The following is a 17550-nucleotide window of genomic DNA, read 5'->3' on the forward strand; positions in this document are numbered from 1 at the left end:
TGCGGAGTTAGCTAGACTCCCTTAAAGAACGAAGTTAATGCCGGTGGAGAAAGCTTTTGAGTTGCATTTCTAAAAACTTTTTCCGACGAATAACTTATTTCACCCCTCACATATTTTAATCCCTCTTAAAGGACATGTAAAGGACATACCTGTGGATAACTCAAAACAAAAATGTCCTTTATAAAAGAGAGGAGCCGTGGCTAATAATAAGAGTATTATTAATTTATGAAAGTTATTGATGATTACAGACTTGGTTATTTTTCTTTTGCAGGTGTAGAAATTTTCCAAATATTTTCAAATTGTAATTTCATCAGGTCGGAAAAATCTTTTGAATGGACGACAAAACCAAATCCTTCTTTTTCGGAAGAAAGAAAAGCGACTTTGTCTTCATACAGCCAATAACCCATATTCCATGTCATACCAACCGGTGCAAAGCGCAAGTCGCGCAGAGTATCCTCGCCACTTTTCAAATATGGATATTGCTCGGTATCCAAGACTTTATCACTCGGCCATATCGCACGCAAAAAAATATTTCTTTTTACTCTCTTTTCATTTAAATCTCTTAAATATTCCGGTCCAAGCACTTTCATCATTTCACTCATTGGCCAAAATAGGACTGTTTCTATATCTCTATTTAGCATTATTGTGTTCAAGACTTGTCTCATACCCTCCTTTCCTGAATAAAACTTAATCTGTGGCTCTACAAAAGCCACTTTTTGCAATAAAGAGGGAAGCGAGAGCTCAAATTGCTTTTTCTCATTCTCCAAAGATTTGATTTTGTCGGCTAGCATTTCCTGAATATTCCGCACATTATCAATCTGAAATACTTTCTTATACTCCTCCTTTCTTTCTGTTACCAAGCCGTGTTTTATCAATATTTTAAGATGATCATACACAGATGGGCGGGGAATACCCACTCTATCTGCCAATTTACTAGCAGGCGTCGCTCCATTTGCCACCAAGTCATTGAAGACTTTTTGTGTGATTTCAGACAAACCAAGTTCTTGAAATACTTTTGTAAACATTTCTTTAACTTTATTATATGTCTAATTATATACCTCTATTTATCTTTGTCGAGATTCGACGACAGCTTTACATTACTAGACAAAGGTGCTATATTGTTGTCAGATGATTAAGGTAGTAGGAATTCAAACGAATTTCGCCTTGATTATAGGTCTTTGAAAGGAAGTGAGTATGAATTATGGAATGATCGCGATCATACTGTTCGTCATTCTGTGCCCGTGCATTAGCTACATTATTATAAAGAATAAGATGCATATCTGGGACGGCGGATTGATGCTGGTTATAAAAGATGGTGAAGACAAACAGACTATAGTCCCATTGAATTGTAATAAATTCAATGAAGTGGACTTGAAGAAAGAGACGGTGGTATTGGGTTTGTTTATTCCAGGTGGAGATAGCCACTACATTCCGAGTGTACTGTTTCGTGACATTAAAGTCACATTTGAACTGAACGATGGACTATTCTGTTATTCAGTTGAGAACACAGACGCCGGATTATATCTCATGCTTCATAAGCCAATGGATCATAGATATCGAACAGTAGCTCTTGATGTGTGGCGGATGGATTATTCGGTTACCATTCTGTTCAATCGGAGATAGGGCGAAACTCTTGGGGAAAGACTTCAAATTTCCCCTTCTTATCAAACTCATCACTAAAACAAAAAGTGGTAAGTTTGTAGGAAGATATAGGGTCTTCTTAAACAGGTTCTTTGAGAAAGGGAAAAACATGAATATGTATTTTGTTTTACCTGGTTTGGTTACCTTCATTCCCGGGCTTCTCATTTCTGTGGGCGCTTTGGGCGATCCTTCGAATAAGAAAATAGGTTTGGTCGGAATTGTTCTAGTTCTGGTTGGGGTATCACTTGCCTCAATTGGCTCTGCATCATCTACAATGATATTAAAGTAGTTGACTGCAGTACTTCGGGCAACCGCTTCGCCCCACAAGCGAAACGGTTGCCCTTCTTATCAAATTCATCACTAACAAAAATGTGGTGAGTTTGTAGGAAGGCAAAACGCTTTTCTAAACGAGTTCTTTGAGAAAAGGAGAAAGTTATGTGGCAATTCATATCCGCAGTGTTGTTCGTGGTGGCGACCTCGATGATCAGTCACTATCTGGTCAAAAAAAGCCTGACCCCGTGGAATGGTGAGATGTTTTTGATTTCGAATTACCATGAGCAAAAGCTAGGAATAGTCAGTCGGTTGACTGAAGAACATGGAGGAAAAATATTTAGTGACAAAGTTGTCACTCCTACGGGTTTTCACAGAGATATCTGTCTACCCGAAGCGACCATTATTAACTCTCTTATGTTTAGTGAGTCTACCTGTGAAAAGATGCCTTTTATTCGTATAGCTTTAAAGAAAGGGTCTGTAATCACTTCTGTGGGTTGGCGCATTGCGGTCAGTATTGACGAAGTGGACATGTGTTTTGAAGAGCCTGTTGATGGAAGTAAGTTTGATTGCCTCTGTGTGATTATGGAATCTCAACTAAACAAAAGGGTTTACACAATTAATTTCAACGCATAACCTATTCCTTGCAATATGTGTTTATAGATGTTGATACTCAATAAATCGGGCGGGGTTTGCGAAGCAAACCCCGCCTTTTCTTTTGTATTTCCAACATCTTTCTGGTATTTGCATCCTATATTATCATATGATAATATAGGATATGTTAGTAATTTAATATATATAAAATATGAGTACAATATCTGTTCCACTTCCTGCAAAATTGGAAGAAAAACTGAATAATCTTGTGAAGTCTGGATATGGTTCAAACAAAGCCGACGCTGTTCGCCGAGCTATTTTAAGTGCATCGGAAGAAGAGGCGATACAGGATGTCTTGCAAGCGCAGCATGAAATAGCTATGGGCAAAGGGTTGCACGGAGATTTAAGAGAATTAGCAAAAAGATTCAAATAAAATGCTAAATCTTATTTATGCACCGATTTTTGTAAAGAAATTTAATAAACTAGAGGAGAATTTACAGGATGAGGTGATTGAGAAAATAGAATTATTTAAAGATGCTCGAAATCACAAAATACTGAAAGTCCATAAATTACACGGGCAATTCAAAAATTGTTATAGTTTTTCTGTAAATTATGAATTTCGAATCATTTTTTCCTATGCTTCTAAAAAAGATGTCGATATTTTGGCTATTGGAGGACACGATATATACAAATAATTTATTTCAATTCAAGCAGTACCGGGCAATGGTCGCTTCCAAACATATTATTTAAGATTTCGGCGCGGGAGATTTTTGATTTCAAATCTTGTGAGGTGAAAAAGTAGTCCAGACGCCAGCCGACATTTCTTTCTCGAGCAAAAGTTTTCATATCCCACCAGCTATATTTTATTTCTTTTGGATGAAGTGTGCGGAAAGTGTCTATCCAGCCATGGGCGACGAGTTTGTCCATCCAAGCGCGTTCTATCGGTAAAAATCCGGTATGCTCGGCATTTTCTTTTGCTCTTGCAAGGTCGATTTCATTGTGTGCGGTGTTTACATCTCCGCAGAAAATCACGCTTTTTCCGGCTTTTTCCAATTTTTTTATAAATTTCAGAAATTCATCATAATATTCAAGCTTGTATTCAAGTCTGTCTTGCCCACCTCCGCCATTTGGGAAATAGCAAGTTATGATGACAGTATCTCCGAGATGCAATGCGAGAAATCTACCTTCCTGGTCTAATTTTTCCACTCCAAGTCCATATTCTACTTTTGGGGACTGGGTTCCGTTCTTCAACGGAATGACAGAGGAGAGAAGTTTTTCTTTTATATAAATTGCTACGCCAGAATATCCCTTCTTCACTTTTGAATGATCAAAAAAGGCGTGATAACCTGCGGGGGAGCGCACTTCTTCGGGAAGCTGTTCTGGATGAGCTTTCGTCTCTTGCAGGCAGAAAATATCCGGATCAACCTCAAAAATGCTGTCAAAAGCCCCCTTTTTGTGGAAAGCTCGCAGGCCGTTTACATTCCAGGAAATGATTTTCATAAGACAATAATAACACAAAAATACCGAGGCGGAACCTTTCTGTGGATTTAAGGTTCCGCCTCGGTATTTTTTAGAAATCTCTATAGGTTTTTTCTGATCGATATTCGACGGAGACAATATTATTGTAGCCACTATCTCTTTTATAGATTATCCTGATTTTTCCTTTTCTTAGGCGGAAACAATTTTCTTGGTCTTGTAGTTTCTTAATGTCTAGACCCCTTAGGTCGTCTGTCTTTATCTTATAGAGTAATTCGAGAATAATATCCCTTTTCCGACTCTCAATTTTAGAGAGAAACTTTTCTATTTTGTTCATTCTTCTTAAATTTTTCCATTATAGAAATGAGTTTCTCGACCCTAATCCCTTCTTTTTTACCTCCCTCTGTAAAATCAATCAAAGTCTCCCATTTTTCACCCACTGGTTCCAGACGAAAGATTGCTTTTGACCTTTTGACTACCACAAAAGACATACCTTTTTCCAAGGCCCTGATATATTTGTCGGCATTTACGCGGAAATCCTTAAAAGGAATAATATTATTTATGTGGTTTTTTACCAATGTATTCATATAGACAAGTTTATCTTAAGTTAAACTTAAAGTCAAATCATTTAATATAAAAAAACCCACCGCCGAAGCAAGTGGGTCTGGGTCGAGGCTGTATCCCAGGTAGCCTCCGAGAGGTTAGGTTCTTGTTCTCTTGGGTTTGTGTAAGGCGGATCGGCCGAAGCAGATCAGCTAATGACAAACCGGAATTACCCTTTTATTGGAAGCTATGCTTCCAAACCTTGTCGGTTTATGGTCATTTTTCGTCGATCATAGAGTCGAGTTCCGCAACAACTTTTTGATAAGTAGTTGCAAGAAACATCTTTGCAAGCTCGGCCATTTCCGAAGGAAGGATGCCGAGTTTCTTTGCCCCGTTGGTGAGTTCTCGCCTGATTTCCTTTGGATTCAGACGGATTCCACCATCTCTCTCCATTTTGTCTTGGAGAACCAACACTGCGATTTCACCAGCCCGCTCTTTACTCAGTGTCATATGACACTCCTTTTCTTGAACGAACATTGCAGTTGCGGACTGCTAGCCGACCGGTTACTATCATTTCACCAGTACTACGAGTATATCATACTTGAATATAAAAGTCAAATCGTAAGAACGTAGTATTTTTATGATATAATTTCACCACTATGAACGAAGAACAGAAGATAATAAATCCATTGGAGAATAACGGCGGGGCGGGGAGTGGGCAGATTGATAATGAAAAACTTTGGGCGGTTCTCGGATATTTTATATTTTTTCTGCCTATGATTTTTGTGAAGAATAGAACACAGTTTTTGAATTTTCATATTAATCAGGGGATTATTCTTTTTATTGTATCGATGGCAGGATATTTTGGCTTTGGGATTTTGCCTTTCGGAATAGGAATGATTTTCTCTTGGATTTGGCAGATAGCTGTGATTGCTTTACTCGTCGCGGGCGTGATGAATGTGATGAAAAAAGAGACGAAGCCCTTGCCGGTGGTGGGAAGATTATTTAATTTTTTGAAATAAAATATATGGATACAAATAGGAAAAACATCTTTGAGACAAATGCTGCAAAAGCATCAAATAAACTCACAATAAATTCTTTTATGATGGGCAGTCTCCTTTTTATCTTTACCTTGATTTGGACATTAAGTCCAGATAGATTTGATTTGAATTTAATATCTCAGATAACTCTCGCTTTCCCACTCCTATTTGTCTCTAGTTTGGCGTACTCTAAAATAGCGTACTGGCATGAGACAAAACTCTGGGACACTTTTGGATGGTTCACAAACAACTTAGCAAATATTCTTATATTAAACTCAATCGGCTTGATGGTGGCTTCAATTAATAAAACGCTTTCAATTAGTTATTTTAGTCTTTTACTAATTGCCATGTTTATCTATTCAGTAATAAATGTTATTTATACACCAAGTGCTTTATCTGAAAAGATTTTTAAATATCTATTTTTGGTAACGGGGATAATATTGGGTGGGGTATTGATGATTTTGTAAACTGGACTTGTTTAAAATACAAAATGCGGGGTTTTGGCGAAGCCAAAACCCCGCATTTTGTATTTTATGATTTATTATGGAATTTTTTGTGAACATCCCGCAAGTGTTTATCCGTAACATGTGTGTAAATTTGCGTCGTCGCGATATTTGAGTGGCCGAGCATAGCCTGGACAGAGCGAAGGTCGGCACCGTTTGAAAGCAAGTCCGTGGCAAAGCAATGGCGTATGACATGAGGCGTGACTTTCTTTGTTATTCCAGCTATTGTGGCGTATCTTTTTACAATTCTTTCAATTGTCCTACTAGTAAGACCACCATCCGGATCAGCTGCTGGTTTGCCTTTTATCTTTTCTTCAGCGACTTTTACAAATAAAGCATCAGACATGTCCTTGCGTAGAGCGAGATATTCTTTAATAGCGGATTTGGCTCCGTCTGATAAGAATACTACGCGTACTTTACCTCCTTTTCCGCGAATAGAAAATTCGTCCATCTTTATATCCAGATCATTTTTTAGTGAGCACAATTCAGAAACACGAAGGCCGGTGGAAAATAATAATTCTAAAATCGCATGTCCCCTTGCTTTTTTCTCCGGATTTTCTTCCTTATCTGGTGCGGTGAGTAAACGTTTTAATTCAGTTTGAGAGATTACGTCTATTGATCTTTCGCCGACTTTAGCCAACTCAATATTATCTGCTGACAAGGAAGTGATACCGCGTCTAGTTAGGAATCTTAAGAATATGCGCAAAGCAATCAGATAATAATTCTGCGTTTTCTTGGTCATATTATCACTGACAAAAGTCTGATTGGAATTTCTTAGTGTCCCTCGAGTTTTTGCTCCAGGTCGGCGATTCAACCAAATACGAAATTCACGCACTTTTTCATTAGTAATATCTTTCGGATTTGTAACCTTACTTTGTTTGAAGAAGAGCGTTAGGTAACGATCATAGTTTTTTATAGTCTTCAACGCCCGTCCTCTTTCGATCTCAATATATTCAAGGAATTGAGTTTTTAGTTCTTGTAAATTCATGTCGCACAATAATTATAGCATTTAAAAGAGAGAATAAAAAAGCGGCGTTTTCTTGGGGGTGAATACCCCCAAGAAAACGCCGCCCCAACATCACTCCACCAAAAGAACATGATCCCGCACTTCAAAGGGTAAGTTTACAAATCGCCCCATAAGCACAGGCTCATCTCCTTGGCGGAAGTTTATCTCCGTTACCATCTCAAGGCCAGGCTTACCGAAAGGTGTGTGAGGAAAAATGAAGCATTCCCCACGCATGATAGCTTTCCGGTGGCCTTCATTCGCCCAGAAGGCGAGTGCATCTCCGATGGTCGGCAAATACTTTTTCACGCGATTCCGCCTGACATCGGAAACATTTTTCCATCGTGGATCCATACCAAGGGTCAAGCGAATTTTGCCTTCCGTGGTCGAGAAGATCCGTTTGCGTCCGACAAGCCCTTCCCGAATTCTCTGATCCACGCCGGAGCTACCCAATATTTCAAGTAGCTTTCGCCTCGTTTCCAAATCTTTACTACGAATGATTTGGAATCTTGAGAAAGAACGATCCGTGCCGGAGCGTATCAGCGAAAGCAAATTGCGGTATGTGATTCCGGGTGGATTAAACCCAGGAGACATAATCACCCCCAGTAATGTCTGGACACGATAGTCTTTGCCATGATCTTCTGTCATCCTCGCTCTGTGTGCCAAGTCTGACAATATTCCTACTGCACTGTGCATTTCTTTCATCTTCTCTACCTTTCCTTGTTTTTGTTGTGCTATCTATTAGTTAAATTACTTAAATTTAGTAAATAAGTCAAATCTTTATTAATAGTGTTTCTATCAAAAATATTATACAATTACTATATTAATTATTTTTAATAAAACAAAAATATGAATTTTGAAATGCCACCAAAAGAGACCTTGGAAAAAGATATGCTTGCGAAAGTGAAGGATAGTATTCCTACTGGCCAAGAATGGCGTGTCGGGCAACTTTTGAAATGTGAAATAATTGTGAAGGCGGGGGCCAAGCTTACTGTTACAGAAATGGCCGCAAAAAATAAAATCATTGTCGAGGAGGGGGGCGAGCTTGAAATTACAGGACAAGATTTGGTCAATGAAATAACGAGGGGTGGGCAAGTTGAAACAGCATCTGCGCAGGAAGAGAAAACCGAAACACCCATGCAACCGCAAAATAATGAGGTGCAAAAAGATTCGGTGGCTATACCGGAGAATATGTCTGAACATGATAGGAGAATGCTTGATATTAGCAGAAAAGAGGTGGAGACAATACTAGGGATGACCCCCGAAGGACTCACCAAGATGGAGAAAGTCGCTGATATGATTAAGAAAATGCCATTAATTCAGAATGCAATGGTTATTGAAGGCCTTACAAGTTCTGGAGCTATCGATAAAAAGATTGGGGCAGATTTCATTATTGCAGAATATAATCTAAGAGTTGATTTGGCATTGAAGATTTTACAATGGCCAGACTCCGCTAGGGAGACAGTAGAGACTTTATTAGGGGCTGATGGTAAGGATCCTAATAAACGTGCAATAGAAACGTACGTGAGTGATAAGAAAAAGATGGATGATTTTCTTAAAACCGGTGTAAATAATGGATTGGATCAGTACCAAGTAATGGCATTAAATGAGATCAGAAAGGAAAAGGGGCTTTAAATGAGGGGTTGCAAATATTGGGCAGATATGCTACAATCTCCCCACAATGCTTACAAAGATAAAGAAACAAAAAGTCATCGCCGAACACGCTATGCACGATACAGACACAGGTTCTCCTGAGGTCCAGATAGCTATGCTTACGAAGAAAATCGAGGAATTGACCAAACATTTGAAGAAAAATGCCAAGGACAATCACTCAAGAAGAGGTCTTCTAGGTATGGTGGCAGACAGACAGAAACATATGAAATATTTGGCAAAGAACTATCCAAAAAGGCATTCAGCGATAGCAAAGAAGACGGGACTAAAGTAATTTAAACAAAAATCCGCCTCGAGCGGATTTTTGTTTATTTTATCGTGTTATAATGTAAGTAGGTCGGTATTATTAATTTTATAATAAAGAGCGGGGTAGTTGTATCGATTTACCCCAGTGAAGTATCCGCCTATGGCGGAGAAATCTTAAAAGATTTCACTTCACGGGGTGATGATTTTTATATTCACTTCGCTCATTAAAAATCAATCATGTCAGTAATAAAACACAAAAATCAGAGAGTTGGGATTTTTATAGATACACAAAATTTATATCATTCAGCTAAGAATCTGTATGGAGCCAAGGTCAACTTCGGCCAAGTCGTCAAAGACGCATTGGATGGAAGAGTTTTGATCAGAGCGACAGCATATGTCATCACCACAGAATCTGGAGACGAGAAAAGCTTTTTCGAAGCTCTTGGTAAGGTTGGTATCACGACAAAGACAAAAAATCTACAGATTTTCCCCGGTGGAGCCAAGAAAGCAGACTGGGATGTCGGTATGGCGATAGATGCTATATCACTTTCAGCAAAAGTGGATGCAGTGGTCTTGATCACAGGCGACGGAGACTTTATTCCGCTTGTAGAATATTTGAAAATCAAACAAGGATGCCAAGTGGAAGTAGTTTCCTTTGGTAAATCAACATCAGCCAAGCTCATAGAAGCCGTAGATGGCTTTATGGATTTGGATGTAAATCCGAGAAAATATTTGCTAGGGACGGGAGGGGGGAAGAGGTAGGCACAGATTCAAGATTCAAGAATAAAAAAACAGCCGAAGTTCACCATGGTGCACTTCGGCTGATTGGTTTATGGAGTATTTGTTCCCCTTATAATTTTTTGTGGTACTATCAAAACCATACTTACTCCTCTTGGACCTGGAAATCTAGGATTACACACGAACCAAAATCTCTTGTGAAAGGTCATCTCCTCATCACAATGACTATAGATACCTTTTGGTAGATTTCTATTGCCGAACAGTATTATGTATTTACCACTGCCAATCAAACCAATAGTAGCAAATGATCTCTTGGTGCCGAATGCCGATGAATTTCGACGGATTATCGAGAGATAACTACCGCTACATGGATCGAGATTTATACTAATGAGTTTTTGCCTGACCTCTTTGACTCCATGCATAATCTTCTCAAAATTAACAAGATAAAATACTTTTCTGCCAAATCGATATTTTATTTTTTTCATTTTTTCTCCTTTTGTTAAAGAACATTTAGAAAAGTCCTATACTTTCCTACAAACTCACCACTTTTTTGTTTTAGTGATGAGTTTGATGAGAAGGGGAACCACAGGCGTTCCCCGAAGTGAAACTCGGCTGATGTGTTATCCACGGAAGTAGTGCCTTTCAAGCTCCTTCCCATACTTCCATACTTTGCATAGAACATCCAAAGCGCATTTAAACTCTAATCCAGATATCGTCTCGGTGTCAACCTTATGACTGGCCCATCCTGCAATTCTGCTCAACTTTTTGCCTTCTCCTATTTTAATCTCCATGATCTGCGCCCATCTGGAGGCAAAGCGAAGCATTCCCATCATCTCTCTTTTATTTGTTTCGACGATTTCTGCCCAAAGATTCTTGTTACGAACTTTGAATGGTACAATGCCTTGTGCAATGGCTTTCCTCTTGAGCCTTAAGTATTTTCTGTCCTCAGCTTTTTCCTTGAGGATTTCTGCTCTCCCTTCCGGAGATCTTCCCCATTCTTTTTCATAGTTTCTCACTATGGATTTAACACTACTACCTTTTGGGTGAGCAGTAACAATGATTCCATTGAACCTTATACAGACAGAGTTATTGAGCTTTTTTGCCCTCCCAATCATCTTTCTTGCTAGAGAATATAGATTGTCTCCATAATCGCAGAAACCCCTCTTGAGATGTCTCATAACCTTCCTCCTTTTTTCATTTCTTTCATTAAGTGGCGAATTTCTTTCAGTTCACGTTTCCTTGCACAGCCCGGACAGGCACATGTGCAATGTCTATCACAATGTGTGCCTGATTCCATGCAAAAGTGAAAAGTCTTGCGTTTGCATTTCTTAGGACAGTTTTCCTTGCCCTTCATAATATACTCCTTACCTATTTTGCTTTATTAACGAACGCTTTTTTGACTAAGCACCTTGCTTAATCTTTCTGTATATAGTGTAGTTTGCTTTTATAAAATAGTCCAAAATGTCGTCAATATACATAAACCTTGCATAAATATGCCTATTATGATAGTATTTATGTTGTCGACTGTATCGACAGAATATGGAAAATAATCATTACATTGAGATATTGAAGGAAATCGGGCTATCAGAGCATGAAAGTGCAGTGTATTTTACTATGGTTTCCCTTGGTCCTTCACCAGTGCTTAAGATCGCCAGAACTTCAGATGTAAAAAGGACTACAATCTATTCGGTTATTGATTCATTGAAAGAGAAGGGTCTTGTCAGGGTAGAACTGAAAGGTTTCAAAAGTCTTTTTGTTGCCGAAAGTCCGGAAAAGCTGGAGGGAATACTTGAACAGAGAAAAAATAAATTCAAAAAGCATTTGCTCGACTTTATGCAGATTTATAATAAAGGTGGTGGCGAGTCTCTTATCAAAATCTATGAAGGACTTGAAGCGGTGAAGGGGGTATACGAGAGTTTGATAAATGATATAAAAAATGGAGAAGATTATCTGATTGTATCCGATGCAGAGAAATGGTTTGCACTTGATAGAGATTATTTTATGGATTTTACCGAAAGGAGATCTAAATTACCGATAAAGATAAGAATGCTTATTCAAGATAATGAAGATGCTCAATATTTAAAAAAATATCAGAAAAATTTTAACTATACGACGAGGATTTTGCCAAAAGAGACAAAACTCACGACGAATTTGATCGTAACTCCGCAAAAAGCCGTGGTGCACCAGCTCGTTCCGCCGATAATGGCTATTGTGATTGAAAATAAAAATATTATCAAAATGCATCAAGAGATGTTTGAGGTGATGTGGAAGTCGCTCGAAGATAAGGAAAGTGTGGGGGATTAGTATGGGGAAATACAAAGAGGGGTTTTTGCTTCGCAAAAACCCCTTTGTATTTTGTCCACATCTTATGTATTGACAATGTAATGACATTGTATATACTTATATTGTTATTGAGATAATTAATAAATAATATGACTACAACAGTTCAAATAAGAATAGATGACAAAATAAAAAAGGAAATTCACAAACTTTATAAAAGTCTTGGTTTAGATATTTCTTCTGCTACGAAGATGTTTTATAGTCAGTCTTTGATGATGAAGGGTATTCCTTTTCAACCAAGAACCGCGAATGGTTTTACTCCTGAATATGAGGCTAGGATTATAAAGGAAACTGAATGGGCAGAAAAACATGGTAAAAGATACAAAACTGTTGAGGAAATGTTTAAAGCATTAAATAAATAATATGCTCGAACTAGTATTTTCTAGACAGTATAAAAAGGCTTTCAAGAAAGTTATGAGATCAGGGAATTTCGACAAAGATAAATTAATGATATTAGTGGGGATATTAATGAAAGAGGAAAAATTAGATGAAAAATACAAAGATCATGCACTAAATGGACCGCTTTCGGAGTACAGGGATTGTCATGTCTGTAATGATTTAATCTTAATATACAAAGTTAATAAAACTCTGGGGACACTAACCCTTTCAAATATCGGCAGTCATTCGGATTTGTTTGAATAGGCGAGAGCATAAGAAAAAAACAACCGAAGTTCGCCATGGCGAACCTCGGTTGTTATGTTGTCTGTTTGGGCCATTTTGGACTTTTCACCGCCCATTCTATCTCATACATTGCATGTATATGAGACCAATATCTTCCTCCACATGCGGTACATCGCCATACAAAGGCTCCAAGATCCCAACAGATGTCTGCTCTCCATGGGGGATCGGTTGTGTAACCCACAACTCTTTCCATGAAATCTCTTGACCCACTATCTTGGTGACAATGTGGACATTGGTTCGGTCCGTGATCCTCTTTTCCAGTACAGCCTTCTCCCCAAGTGTTCAGCTGAGCTAAAAGCTCGGGATCGACTTCCTGTCTTGTTTCTAATGTCATAAAAAGACCTCCTTTTTCTAAATTGATACTACTACGACAATATCTAATTGTCAAATTTATAAAAATAAACAATCGTGCTAATATAAAGGCGGAAAATTGCTATCGGCCGAACAAATTCTTATTTGTTTTAGGCCACAATTTTCCGCCTTTTAGTAGTGTGTTTGGTCTCTAAATAAGCAGGTTTTATCCGCCTTAGGTGGATTGATCTGAAATTTGGAGAGCAAACTATAATTTTCTGGATTCCAGCCTCCCCAGTGAAATAACAAATCAAATTTCACGGGGCAAGTCACCGGAATGACAGAGTAAAAATATGATAAAAAAAGAATTCTCAATGGAGCTCAACGGCAAGAAATTGTCGGCGGAGTTCAATGACCTTGTGGAGAATGCACATGGGTCTGTTTTGCTTAGATACGGAAATACAGTTATCCTCGCGACAGCTGTTATTTCAAAGGAGCCAAAAATGGGGGGCGATTATCTTCCGCTCACGGTAGATTATGAAGAAAAGTTTTATGCCTCAGGACAGATTCTTGGTAGCCGATTTATGAAGAGAGAAGGTAAACCTTCTGACGAAGCTATTTTGTCTGGTCGCGTGGTAGATAGGACTATCCGCCCGCTTTTTGACCAATGGATTCGAAATGAAATACAAGTGGTGGTCACGATTCTCTCCATTGAGGAGGATGATCCAGATGTACTTGGAGTTGTCGCCGCGTCTCTTGCTCTTGGAGTTTCAAAGATTCCATTCCACGGGCCAGTTTCAGCTGTCAGAATCGGCAAACACAAAGCAGATGGTTTCCAAGTAAACCCAACATATACAGAAAGAGAAAATGAAAATTATGAAATTGACCTTATCGCCTGCGGAAAAGACGGAAATATAAATATGATAGAGCTTGGCGGAGATGAAGCCCAGGAAAATGTGATCGTGGATGCCATGGAAAAAGCATCTGAAGAAATTGAAAAAATAAATGAATGGCAGAAGTCCGTCATAAAAGAAATCGGTGTTCAAAAACTTTCTATTCCAGCTCCGGTGATGCCAGAAGAAGTGAAAAAACTTTTTGCAACAGAAATTGAACCAAAACTCGAAAGCTATGTAATGAGTGGTATTCCTGGCGGGTCAAAAATAGGAGAAATAATGGATATTTGGATGAAACTTGCAGAAGAAAAGCTTCCTGAAGTTGATTCGCATTTTGCCGAATCTTTATTTGAAGGAAAAGTGGACGAAATGATACACGAGCAGGCTTTGAAAAATAATAAAAGAGCAGATGGAAGGGGAATAGATGAGCTCCGACCTCTTTTTGCACAAGCTGGCGGGATTTCGCCGATACTTCATGGCTCTGGAATATTTTACAGAGGAGGAACACATATTCTTACCGCACTAACACTTGGTGGGCCAAGCGATGCACAGATAATAAACGGTATGGAAGAGAGTAATGATGCAAAAAGATTTATGCACCATTACAATTTCCCTCCATATTCAACAGGTGAAACAGGTAGAATGGGTGGAACAAATAGAAGAATGATCGGTCATGGAGCCCTCGCAGAAAAAGCCCTTGAGCCAATGATTCCAAAACAAGATAAATTCCCTTATACGATAAGGCTTGTTTCTGAAGCGATGTCTTCAAACGGCTCGACTTCGATGGGATCTGTTTGTGCTTCCACAATCGCTCTTATGGATGGAGGAGTGCCGATAAAAGCACCTGTTGCTGGTATTGCATCAGGTCTTATGATGGATGATAAAGGGAATTATAAAGTGCTTACGGATATTCAAGGCCCAGAGGATCATTATGGAGATATGGATTTTAAAGTTGCGGGGACAAAGAGCGGTGTCACAGCGATACAAATGGATGTGAAAGTTTCTGGTGTACCTATTCCAGCTCTTGCCGAAGCATTTGAAAAAGCAAAGGCAGCGAGATTAAAAATATTGGATGTCATCTTGAAAGCAATCCCTGAATCAAGGAAAGATATTGCTTCGAGTGCGCCAAAGATTTTGGTTATAAAGATTAAACAAGAACAAATCGGTGGAATAATCGGTAGCGGTGGAAAGACGATTAAAGAAATAAAAGAAAAAACTGGTGCAGATATTGATATTGAAGATGACGGCACTGTGTATTGTACTGGAAAAGACGGCTCTGCAGAAAAAGCAAAGAAAATTATTGAGGGGATGACCCATGAATACAAAGCGGGGGAGAGATATGAGGGAGAGGTTGTGAAGATCACTGAATTCGGAGCTTTCGTGAAGATTGGGTATAACACCGAAGGTCTTGTGCATATTTCTGAAATTGCGCCTTTCAGAGTGGACAGAGTTGAGAAATATCTGAGAGTTGGGCAGAAGGTGCCGATCATGGTGAAGGGTATAGATGAAAGAGAGAGGGTAAGTCTTTCTATCAAAATGGCGGATCCGAAATTGTTTAGTGCGCCAGCTGCGGCTACGCCGATACCGCCAGCGAAATAAACACTCACTCAATACCGCCCTTTTTGGAACACGCATAATTTTCTGCTGAAAATTTGCTCCCTCTCATGCCGTCGCATTCCGAGAGTTTCCAAAAAGGGCGGTATTTCGTTCATTAACTAAATTCAGGCGGGTTTGGCTTCGCCAAACCCGCCTGAATTTAGTATAATATAGTTGATAAACTACCATGAATCCAGAAGATCAAAAAGTTGAAGAAAATAATGTATCTCCGGAAGTCAAAAGTGCTGTCTCCAGCGAACTTTCTTCTTATATGAACCCTCATCTAAGTACAGACATACCTACAGCTTCTCAATCAACACCAATAGGATCCATAAATACCAACGCGCCATTTATTGAGCAACAAGGTATAAAGTCTAAACCCATGATCAGGACTTTTAAAAGTGATGTAGAAGAGACAATACAGTCCCAACATCTCTCTTCTATAAATATTGCTCTTGCTGAAAACAAAAAGATGATGGAAAGAATACAAAATGCCGAGTTTGAACAAAAAACAGCAAAGAAGAATTATACTATTTTAATAATCAGTACAATATTTATTGTGGGTGGCATCTTGGCATTTGCTGTACCATACTTTTTGGTAAATAGACAAAACACAGCTCCGGTTGTGCAGGTAAAATCAACAATGATAATAACTCCAGATCTTGATGAAAAGATAAATGTGGATGGATTAAATTTAGATAGAATCGCCTCTACTTTGTCTGAAAGAGTAGAACAATCGTCAATACGACTTGGAGGTATTAAAAATCTTTATCTTACCGAAGGTCAAGCTGTAAATGAAAAGACTATAGATACTACAAAATTCTTATATCTTATAAAATCACACACTCCCCCTGAAATACTGAGGACATTAAAACCTGAATATATGTTTGGAATGCATAATTTTAATGGAAATCAGAGATTTCTGATATTAAAAGTAGGTTCCTACGAAAATTCTTTCTCTGGGATGCTTGCTTGGGAGACAAATCTTTGGTCAGATTTTAAGACCTTATTTGCATTACCCACGATTATACAAAGCGGTCAGATAAAAGGTATTGAAATAGCGACATTTCAAGATGCGATATATAGTAATAAAGATAGCCGTGTAGTAAAAAATTCTTCCGGAAACATTATGTTCCTATATTCGATAATAGATAAAGATACTATTGTTATTACTACGAATACAAAAACTTTGAATGAAATAATTTCAAGAAGCTTGAAAGCACAGACGGTTACACAGTAGTTGCTCGTATTATTTAATCTGATACAATTTCTTATATGAATATAGATACAAAAAGATATAAATTACAGTTGGAAAAAGAGTTTAAACTTGTAGAAGGTGAACTTAGAGCGATAGGGAGAAAGAATCCTTCAAACCCAGCCGACTGGGAAGCGGTTGAGACAGAAATAGATTCTGATCATGCAGATGTAAATGATGTGGCAGACAATATTGAAAGTTACGAGGAGAATCGTGCCGTATTGTCTAAACTAGAGAATCAGTACAATGATATCAAAGATGCGCTGAAGAGAGTTGCTGACGGTACTTACGGCAAGTGTAGTGTTTGCGGGGAAGAAATTCCAGAGGCAAGACTAGAAGCGAATCCGAGCGCGAAGAATTGTATAAAGCATACGAAATAATATTTAAAATACAATGGGGGGCGCGAAGCGCCCCCCCATTGTATTTTTCTTTTACATTGGAAAATCATCCAACATTCCATCCCCAACCATTTGTCTTTCCAGATTATCTTTTGCCTTTTTAGCCGATTCAATATTAGCCTTAATCGTTGATGTATCTTTTTTATCTCTTATCGCTTTTAATAAAGCCATTTCTAAATCAATAATCTCTCTATTTACAGTAATAAGAGATTTCTCTATTCTCTCTCTTTCTTCAGCATCTGGCAATTTTGTCCCGACTTCTTCATTCATAATACAACTATAATAACTCTTATATAAAATATAGGCAAATCCACTTTTATATATGATATAATATTTCTTGTTATTCAATTTAATTGAAGCGGATTTATCCG

The 17550-nt window shown here is 38.4% G+C and carries 24 protein-coding genes; 14 read left to right on the forward strand and 10 right to left on the reverse strand.

Annotated elements, in window-relative coordinates:
- Positions 1–254: 254 nt before the first annotated feature.
- Positions 255–1025, reverse strand: coding sequence for a helix-turn-helix domain-containing protein (locus WC631_03280; protein MFA6227468.1), 771 nt, complete (start codon positions 1023–1025; stop codon positions 255–257).
- Between the two features lie 1051 nt (positions 1026–2076).
- Between WC631_03280 and WC631_03285 the strand changes: the two genes are divergently transcribed.
- The 3 genes from WC631_03285 to WC631_03295 all read left to right on the forward strand — a co-directional run bounded on the left by WC631_03285 (position 2077) and on the right by WC631_03295 (position 3200).
- Positions 2077–2547, forward strand: a complete 471-nt coding sequence (locus WC631_03285) for a hypothetical protein (GenBank protein ID MFA6227469.1) — start codon at positions 2077–2079, stop codon at positions 2545–2547.
- A gap of 169 nt (positions 2548–2716) precedes the next feature.
- Positions 2717–2938: a hypothetical protein gene (locus tag WC631_03290; GenBank protein ID MFA6227470.1), complete on the forward strand. Its 222-nt coding sequence runs from the start codon at positions 2717–2719 to the stop codon at positions 2936–2938.
- Position 2939: 1 nt separating this feature from the next.
- A complete protein-coding gene (locus tag WC631_03295) occupies positions 2940–3200 on the forward strand; it encodes a type II toxin-antitoxin system RelE/ParE family toxin (protein MFA6227471.1) in 261 nt (86 codons plus the stop codon).
- A 1-nt stretch (position 3201) separates the two neighbouring features.
- On the opposite strand, the gene WC631_03300 is transcribed toward WC631_03295, so the two are convergent.
- The 4 genes from WC631_03300 to WC631_03315 form a co-directional block, all read right to left on the reverse strand.
- On the reverse strand, positions 3202–4005 hold the full coding sequence (locus tag WC631_03300) for an exodeoxyribonuclease III (protein ID MFA6227472.1): 804 nt from the start codon (positions 4003–4005) through the stop codon (positions 3202–3204).
- A gap of 70 nt (positions 4006–4075) precedes the next feature.
- Positions 4076–4318, reverse strand: coding sequence for a plasmid stabilization system (locus WC631_03305; GenBank protein ID MFA6227473.1), 243 nt, complete (start codon positions 4316–4318; stop codon positions 4076–4078).
- Entirely contained in the window at positions 4290–4568 is a 279-nt protein-coding gene (locus WC631_03310) for a hypothetical protein (GenBank protein ID MFA6227474.1), read from the reverse strand. The genes WC631_03305 and WC631_03310 overlap by 29 nt, the downstream gene beginning before the upstream one ends.
- A gap of 232 nt (positions 4569–4800) precedes the next feature.
- Positions 4801–5034, reverse strand: a complete 234-nt coding sequence (locus WC631_03315; GenBank protein ID MFA6227475.1) for a hypothetical protein — start codon at positions 5032–5034, stop codon at positions 4801–4803.
- Positions 5035–5183: 149 nt separating this feature from the next.
- Here WC631_03315 and WC631_03320 point away from each other — a divergent pair, with 149 nt between their 5' ends.
- Together WC631_03320 and WC631_03325 are read left to right on the forward strand one after the other, a co-directional pair.
- Entirely contained in the window at positions 5184–5546 is a 363-nt protein-coding gene (locus WC631_03320; GenBank protein MFA6227476.1) for a hypothetical protein, read from the forward strand.
- A gap of 5 nt (positions 5547–5551) precedes the next feature.
- Entirely contained in the window at positions 5552–6031 is a 480-nt protein-coding gene (locus WC631_03325) for a hypothetical protein (protein MFA6227477.1), read from the forward strand.
- A gap of 64 nt (positions 6032–6095) precedes the next feature.
- On the opposite strand, the gene xerA is transcribed toward WC631_03325, so the two are convergent.
- Both xerA and WC631_03335 read right to left on the reverse strand, forming a co-directional pair.
- Positions 6096–7055 (reverse strand): site-specific tyrosine recombinase/integron integrase, encoded by a 960-nt coding sequence (xerA, locus tag WC631_03330; protein MFA6227478.1) that lies wholly within the window; start codon positions 7053–7055, stop codon positions 6096–6098.
- A 90-nt stretch (positions 7056–7145) separates the two neighbouring features.
- Positions 7146–7775: a hypothetical protein gene (locus WC631_03335; protein MFA6227479.1), complete on the reverse strand. Its 630-nt coding sequence runs from the start codon at positions 7773–7775 to the stop codon at positions 7146–7148.
- Between the two features lie 144 nt (positions 7776–7919).
- Here WC631_03335 and WC631_03340 point away from each other — a divergent pair, with 144 nt between their 5' ends.
- The 3 genes from WC631_03340 (at position 7920) to WC631_03350 (ending at position 9749) form a co-directional block, all read left to right on the forward strand.
- Positions 7920–8705, forward strand: coding sequence for a hypothetical protein (locus WC631_03340; GenBank protein MFA6227480.1), 786 nt, complete (start codon positions 7920–7922; stop codon positions 8703–8705).
- A 46-nt stretch (positions 8706–8751) separates the two neighbouring features.
- Positions 8752–9015 (forward strand): 30S ribosomal protein S15, encoded by a 264-nt coding sequence (gene rpsO / locus WC631_03345; protein ID MFA6227481.1) that lies wholly within the window; start codon positions 8752–8754, stop codon positions 9013–9015.
- Between the two features lie 209 nt (positions 9016–9224).
- On the forward strand, positions 9225–9749 hold the full coding sequence (locus tag WC631_03350) for an NYN domain-containing protein (GenBank protein ID MFA6227482.1): 525 nt from the start codon (positions 9225–9227) through the stop codon (positions 9747–9749).
- Between the two features lie 68 nt (positions 9750–9817).
- Here the strand turns inward: WC631_03350 and WC631_03355 are convergent, their stop codons facing one another.
- Positions 9818–10210, reverse strand: coding sequence for a hypothetical protein (locus WC631_03355; protein ID MFA6227483.1), 393 nt, complete (start codon positions 10208–10210; stop codon positions 9818–9820).
- 135 nt (positions 10211–10345) lie between these two features.
- Entirely contained in the window at positions 10346–10903 is a 558-nt protein-coding gene (locus tag WC631_03360) for a hypothetical protein (GenBank protein ID MFA6227484.1), read from the reverse strand.
- Between the two features lie 361 nt (positions 10904–11264).
- On the opposite strand from WC631_03360, the gene WC631_03365 reads away from it, so the two are divergent.
- The 6 genes from WC631_03365 to WC631_03390 all read left to right on the forward strand — a co-directional run bounded on the left by WC631_03365 (position 11265) and on the right by WC631_03390 (position 17161).
- A complete protein-coding gene (locus WC631_03365; GenBank protein ID MFA6227485.1) occupies positions 11265–12029 on the forward strand; it encodes a helix-turn-helix domain-containing protein in 765 nt (254 codons plus the stop codon).
- 128 nt (positions 12030–12157) lie between these two features.
- Entirely contained in the window at positions 12158–12427 is a 270-nt protein-coding gene (locus WC631_03370) for a type II toxin-antitoxin system RelB/DinJ family antitoxin (GenBank protein MFA6227486.1), read from the forward strand.
- A 1-nt stretch (position 12428) separates the two neighbouring features.
- On the forward strand, positions 12429–12707 hold the full coding sequence (locus WC631_03375; GenBank protein MFA6227487.1) for a type II toxin-antitoxin system mRNA interferase toxin, RelE/StbE family: 279 nt from the start codon (positions 12429–12431) through the stop codon (positions 12705–12707).
- 683 nt (positions 12708–13390) lie between these two features.
- Entirely contained in the window at positions 13391–15529 is a 2139-nt protein-coding gene (locus tag WC631_03380) for a polyribonucleotide nucleotidyltransferase (protein ID MFA6227488.1), read from the forward strand.
- Between the two features lie 184 nt (positions 15530–15713).
- Complete coding sequence (locus tag WC631_03385; GenBank protein MFA6227489.1) at positions 15714–16766, forward strand: hypothetical protein; 1053 nt, start codon at positions 15714–15716, stop codon at positions 16764–16766.
- 35 nt (positions 16767–16801) lie between these two features.
- Complete coding sequence (locus WC631_03390; GenBank protein ID MFA6227490.1) at positions 16802–17161, forward strand: TraR/DksA C4-type zinc finger protein; 360 nt, start codon at positions 16802–16804, stop codon at positions 17159–17161.
- Between the two features lie 51 nt (positions 17162–17212).
- Here WC631_03390 and WC631_03395 read toward each other — a convergent pair whose 3' ends face one another.
- On the reverse strand, positions 17213–17449 hold the full coding sequence (locus tag WC631_03395) for a hypothetical protein (GenBank protein MFA6227491.1): 237 nt from the start codon (positions 17447–17449) through the stop codon (positions 17213–17215).
- Positions 17450–17550 lie beyond the last annotated feature (101 nt).

The sequence above is a fragment of the Candidatus Paceibacterota bacterium genome (genome assembly GCA_041663045.1).
Lineage (GTDB): Bacteria > Patescibacteriota > Minisyncoccia > Phycocordibacterales > GWA1-40-21 > Bog-1340.

Bases quoted from the DNA above. Each gene is read 5' to 3' on its own strand.
- WC631_03360 (MFA6227484.1), bottom strand. From the start codon at position 10,903: ATGAGACATCTCAAGAGGGGTTTCTGCGATTATGGAGACAATCTATAT.
- WC631_03295 (MFA6227471.1), top strand. From the start codon at position 2,940: ATGCTAAATCTTATTTATGCACCGATTTTTGTAAAGAAATTTAATAAA.
- WC631_03290 (MFA6227470.1), top strand. From the start codon at position 2,717: ATGAGTACAATATCTGTTCCACTTCCTGCAAAATTGGAAGAAAAACTG.
- WC631_03395 (MFA6227491.1), bottom strand. From the start codon at position 17,449: ATGAATGAAGAAGTCGGGACAAAATTGCCAGATGCTGAAGAAAGAGAG.
- WC631_03280 (MFA6227468.1), bottom strand. From the start codon at position 1,025: ATGTTTACAAAAGTATTTCAAGAACTTGGTTTGTCTGAAATCACACAA.
- WC631_03305 (MFA6227473.1), bottom strand. From the start codon at position 4,318: ATGAACAAAATAGAAAAGTTTCTCTCTAAAATTGAGAGTCGGAAAAGG.
- xerA (MFA6227478.1), bottom strand. From the start codon at position 7,055: ATGAATTTACAAGAACTAAAAACTCAATTCCTTGAATATATTGAGATC.
- WC631_03370 (MFA6227486.1), top strand. From the start codon at position 12,158: ATGACTACAACAGTTCAAATAAGAATAGATGACAAAATAAAAAAGGAA.
- WC631_03285 (MFA6227469.1), top strand. From the start codon at position 2,077: ATGTGGCAATTCATATCCGCAGTGTTGTTCGTGGTGGCGACCTCGATG.
- WC631_03320 (MFA6227476.1), top strand. From the start codon at position 5,184: ATGAACGAAGAACAGAAGATAATAAATCCATTGGAGAATAACGGCGGG.
- WC631_03335 (MFA6227479.1), bottom strand. From the start codon at position 7,775: ATGAAAGAAATGCACAGTGCAGTAGGAATATTGTCAGACTTGGCACAC.
- WC631_03390 (MFA6227490.1), top strand. From the start codon at position 16,802: ATGAATATAGATACAAAAAGATATAAATTACAGTTGGAAAAAGAGTTT.
- WC631_03380 (MFA6227488.1), top strand. From the start codon at position 13,391: ATGATAAAAAAAGAATTCTCAATGGAGCTCAACGGCAAGAAATTGTCG.
- WC631_03375 (MFA6227487.1), top strand. From the start codon at position 12,429: ATGCTCGAACTAGTATTTTCTAGACAGTATAAAAAGGCTTTCAAGAAA.
- WC631_03315 (MFA6227475.1), bottom strand. From the start codon at position 5,034: ATGACACTGAGTAAAGAGCGGGCTGGTGAAATCGCAGTGTTGGTTCTC.
- WC631_03325 (MFA6227477.1), top strand. From the start codon at position 5,552: ATGGATACAAATAGGAAAAACATCTTTGAGACAAATGCTGCAAAAGCA.
- WC631_03355 (MFA6227483.1), bottom strand. From the start codon at position 10,210: ATGAAAAAAATAAAATATCGATTTGGCAGAAAAGTATTTTATCTTGTT.
- rpsO (MFA6227481.1), top strand. From the start codon at position 8,752: ATGCTTACAAAGATAAAGAAACAAAAAGTCATCGCCGAACACGCTATG.
- WC631_03300 (MFA6227472.1), bottom strand. From the start codon at position 4,005: ATGAAAATCATTTCCTGGAATGTAAACGGCCTGCGAGCTTTCCACAAA.
- WC631_03350 (MFA6227482.1), top strand. From the start codon at position 9,225: ATGTCAGTAATAAAACACAAAAATCAGAGAGTTGGGATTTTTATAGAT.
- WC631_03385 (MFA6227489.1), top strand. From the start codon at position 15,714: ATGAATCCAGAAGATCAAAAAGTTGAAGAAAATAATGTATCTCCGGAA.
- WC631_03340 (MFA6227480.1), top strand. From the start codon at position 7,920: ATGAATTTTGAAATGCCACCAAAAGAGACCTTGGAAAAAGATATGCTT.
- WC631_03310 (MFA6227474.1), bottom strand. From the start codon at position 4,568: ATGAATACATTGGTAAAAAACCACATAAATAATATTATTCCTTTTAAG.
- WC631_03365 (MFA6227485.1), top strand. From the start codon at position 11,265: ATGGAAAATAATCATTACATTGAGATATTGAAGGAAATCGGGCTATCA.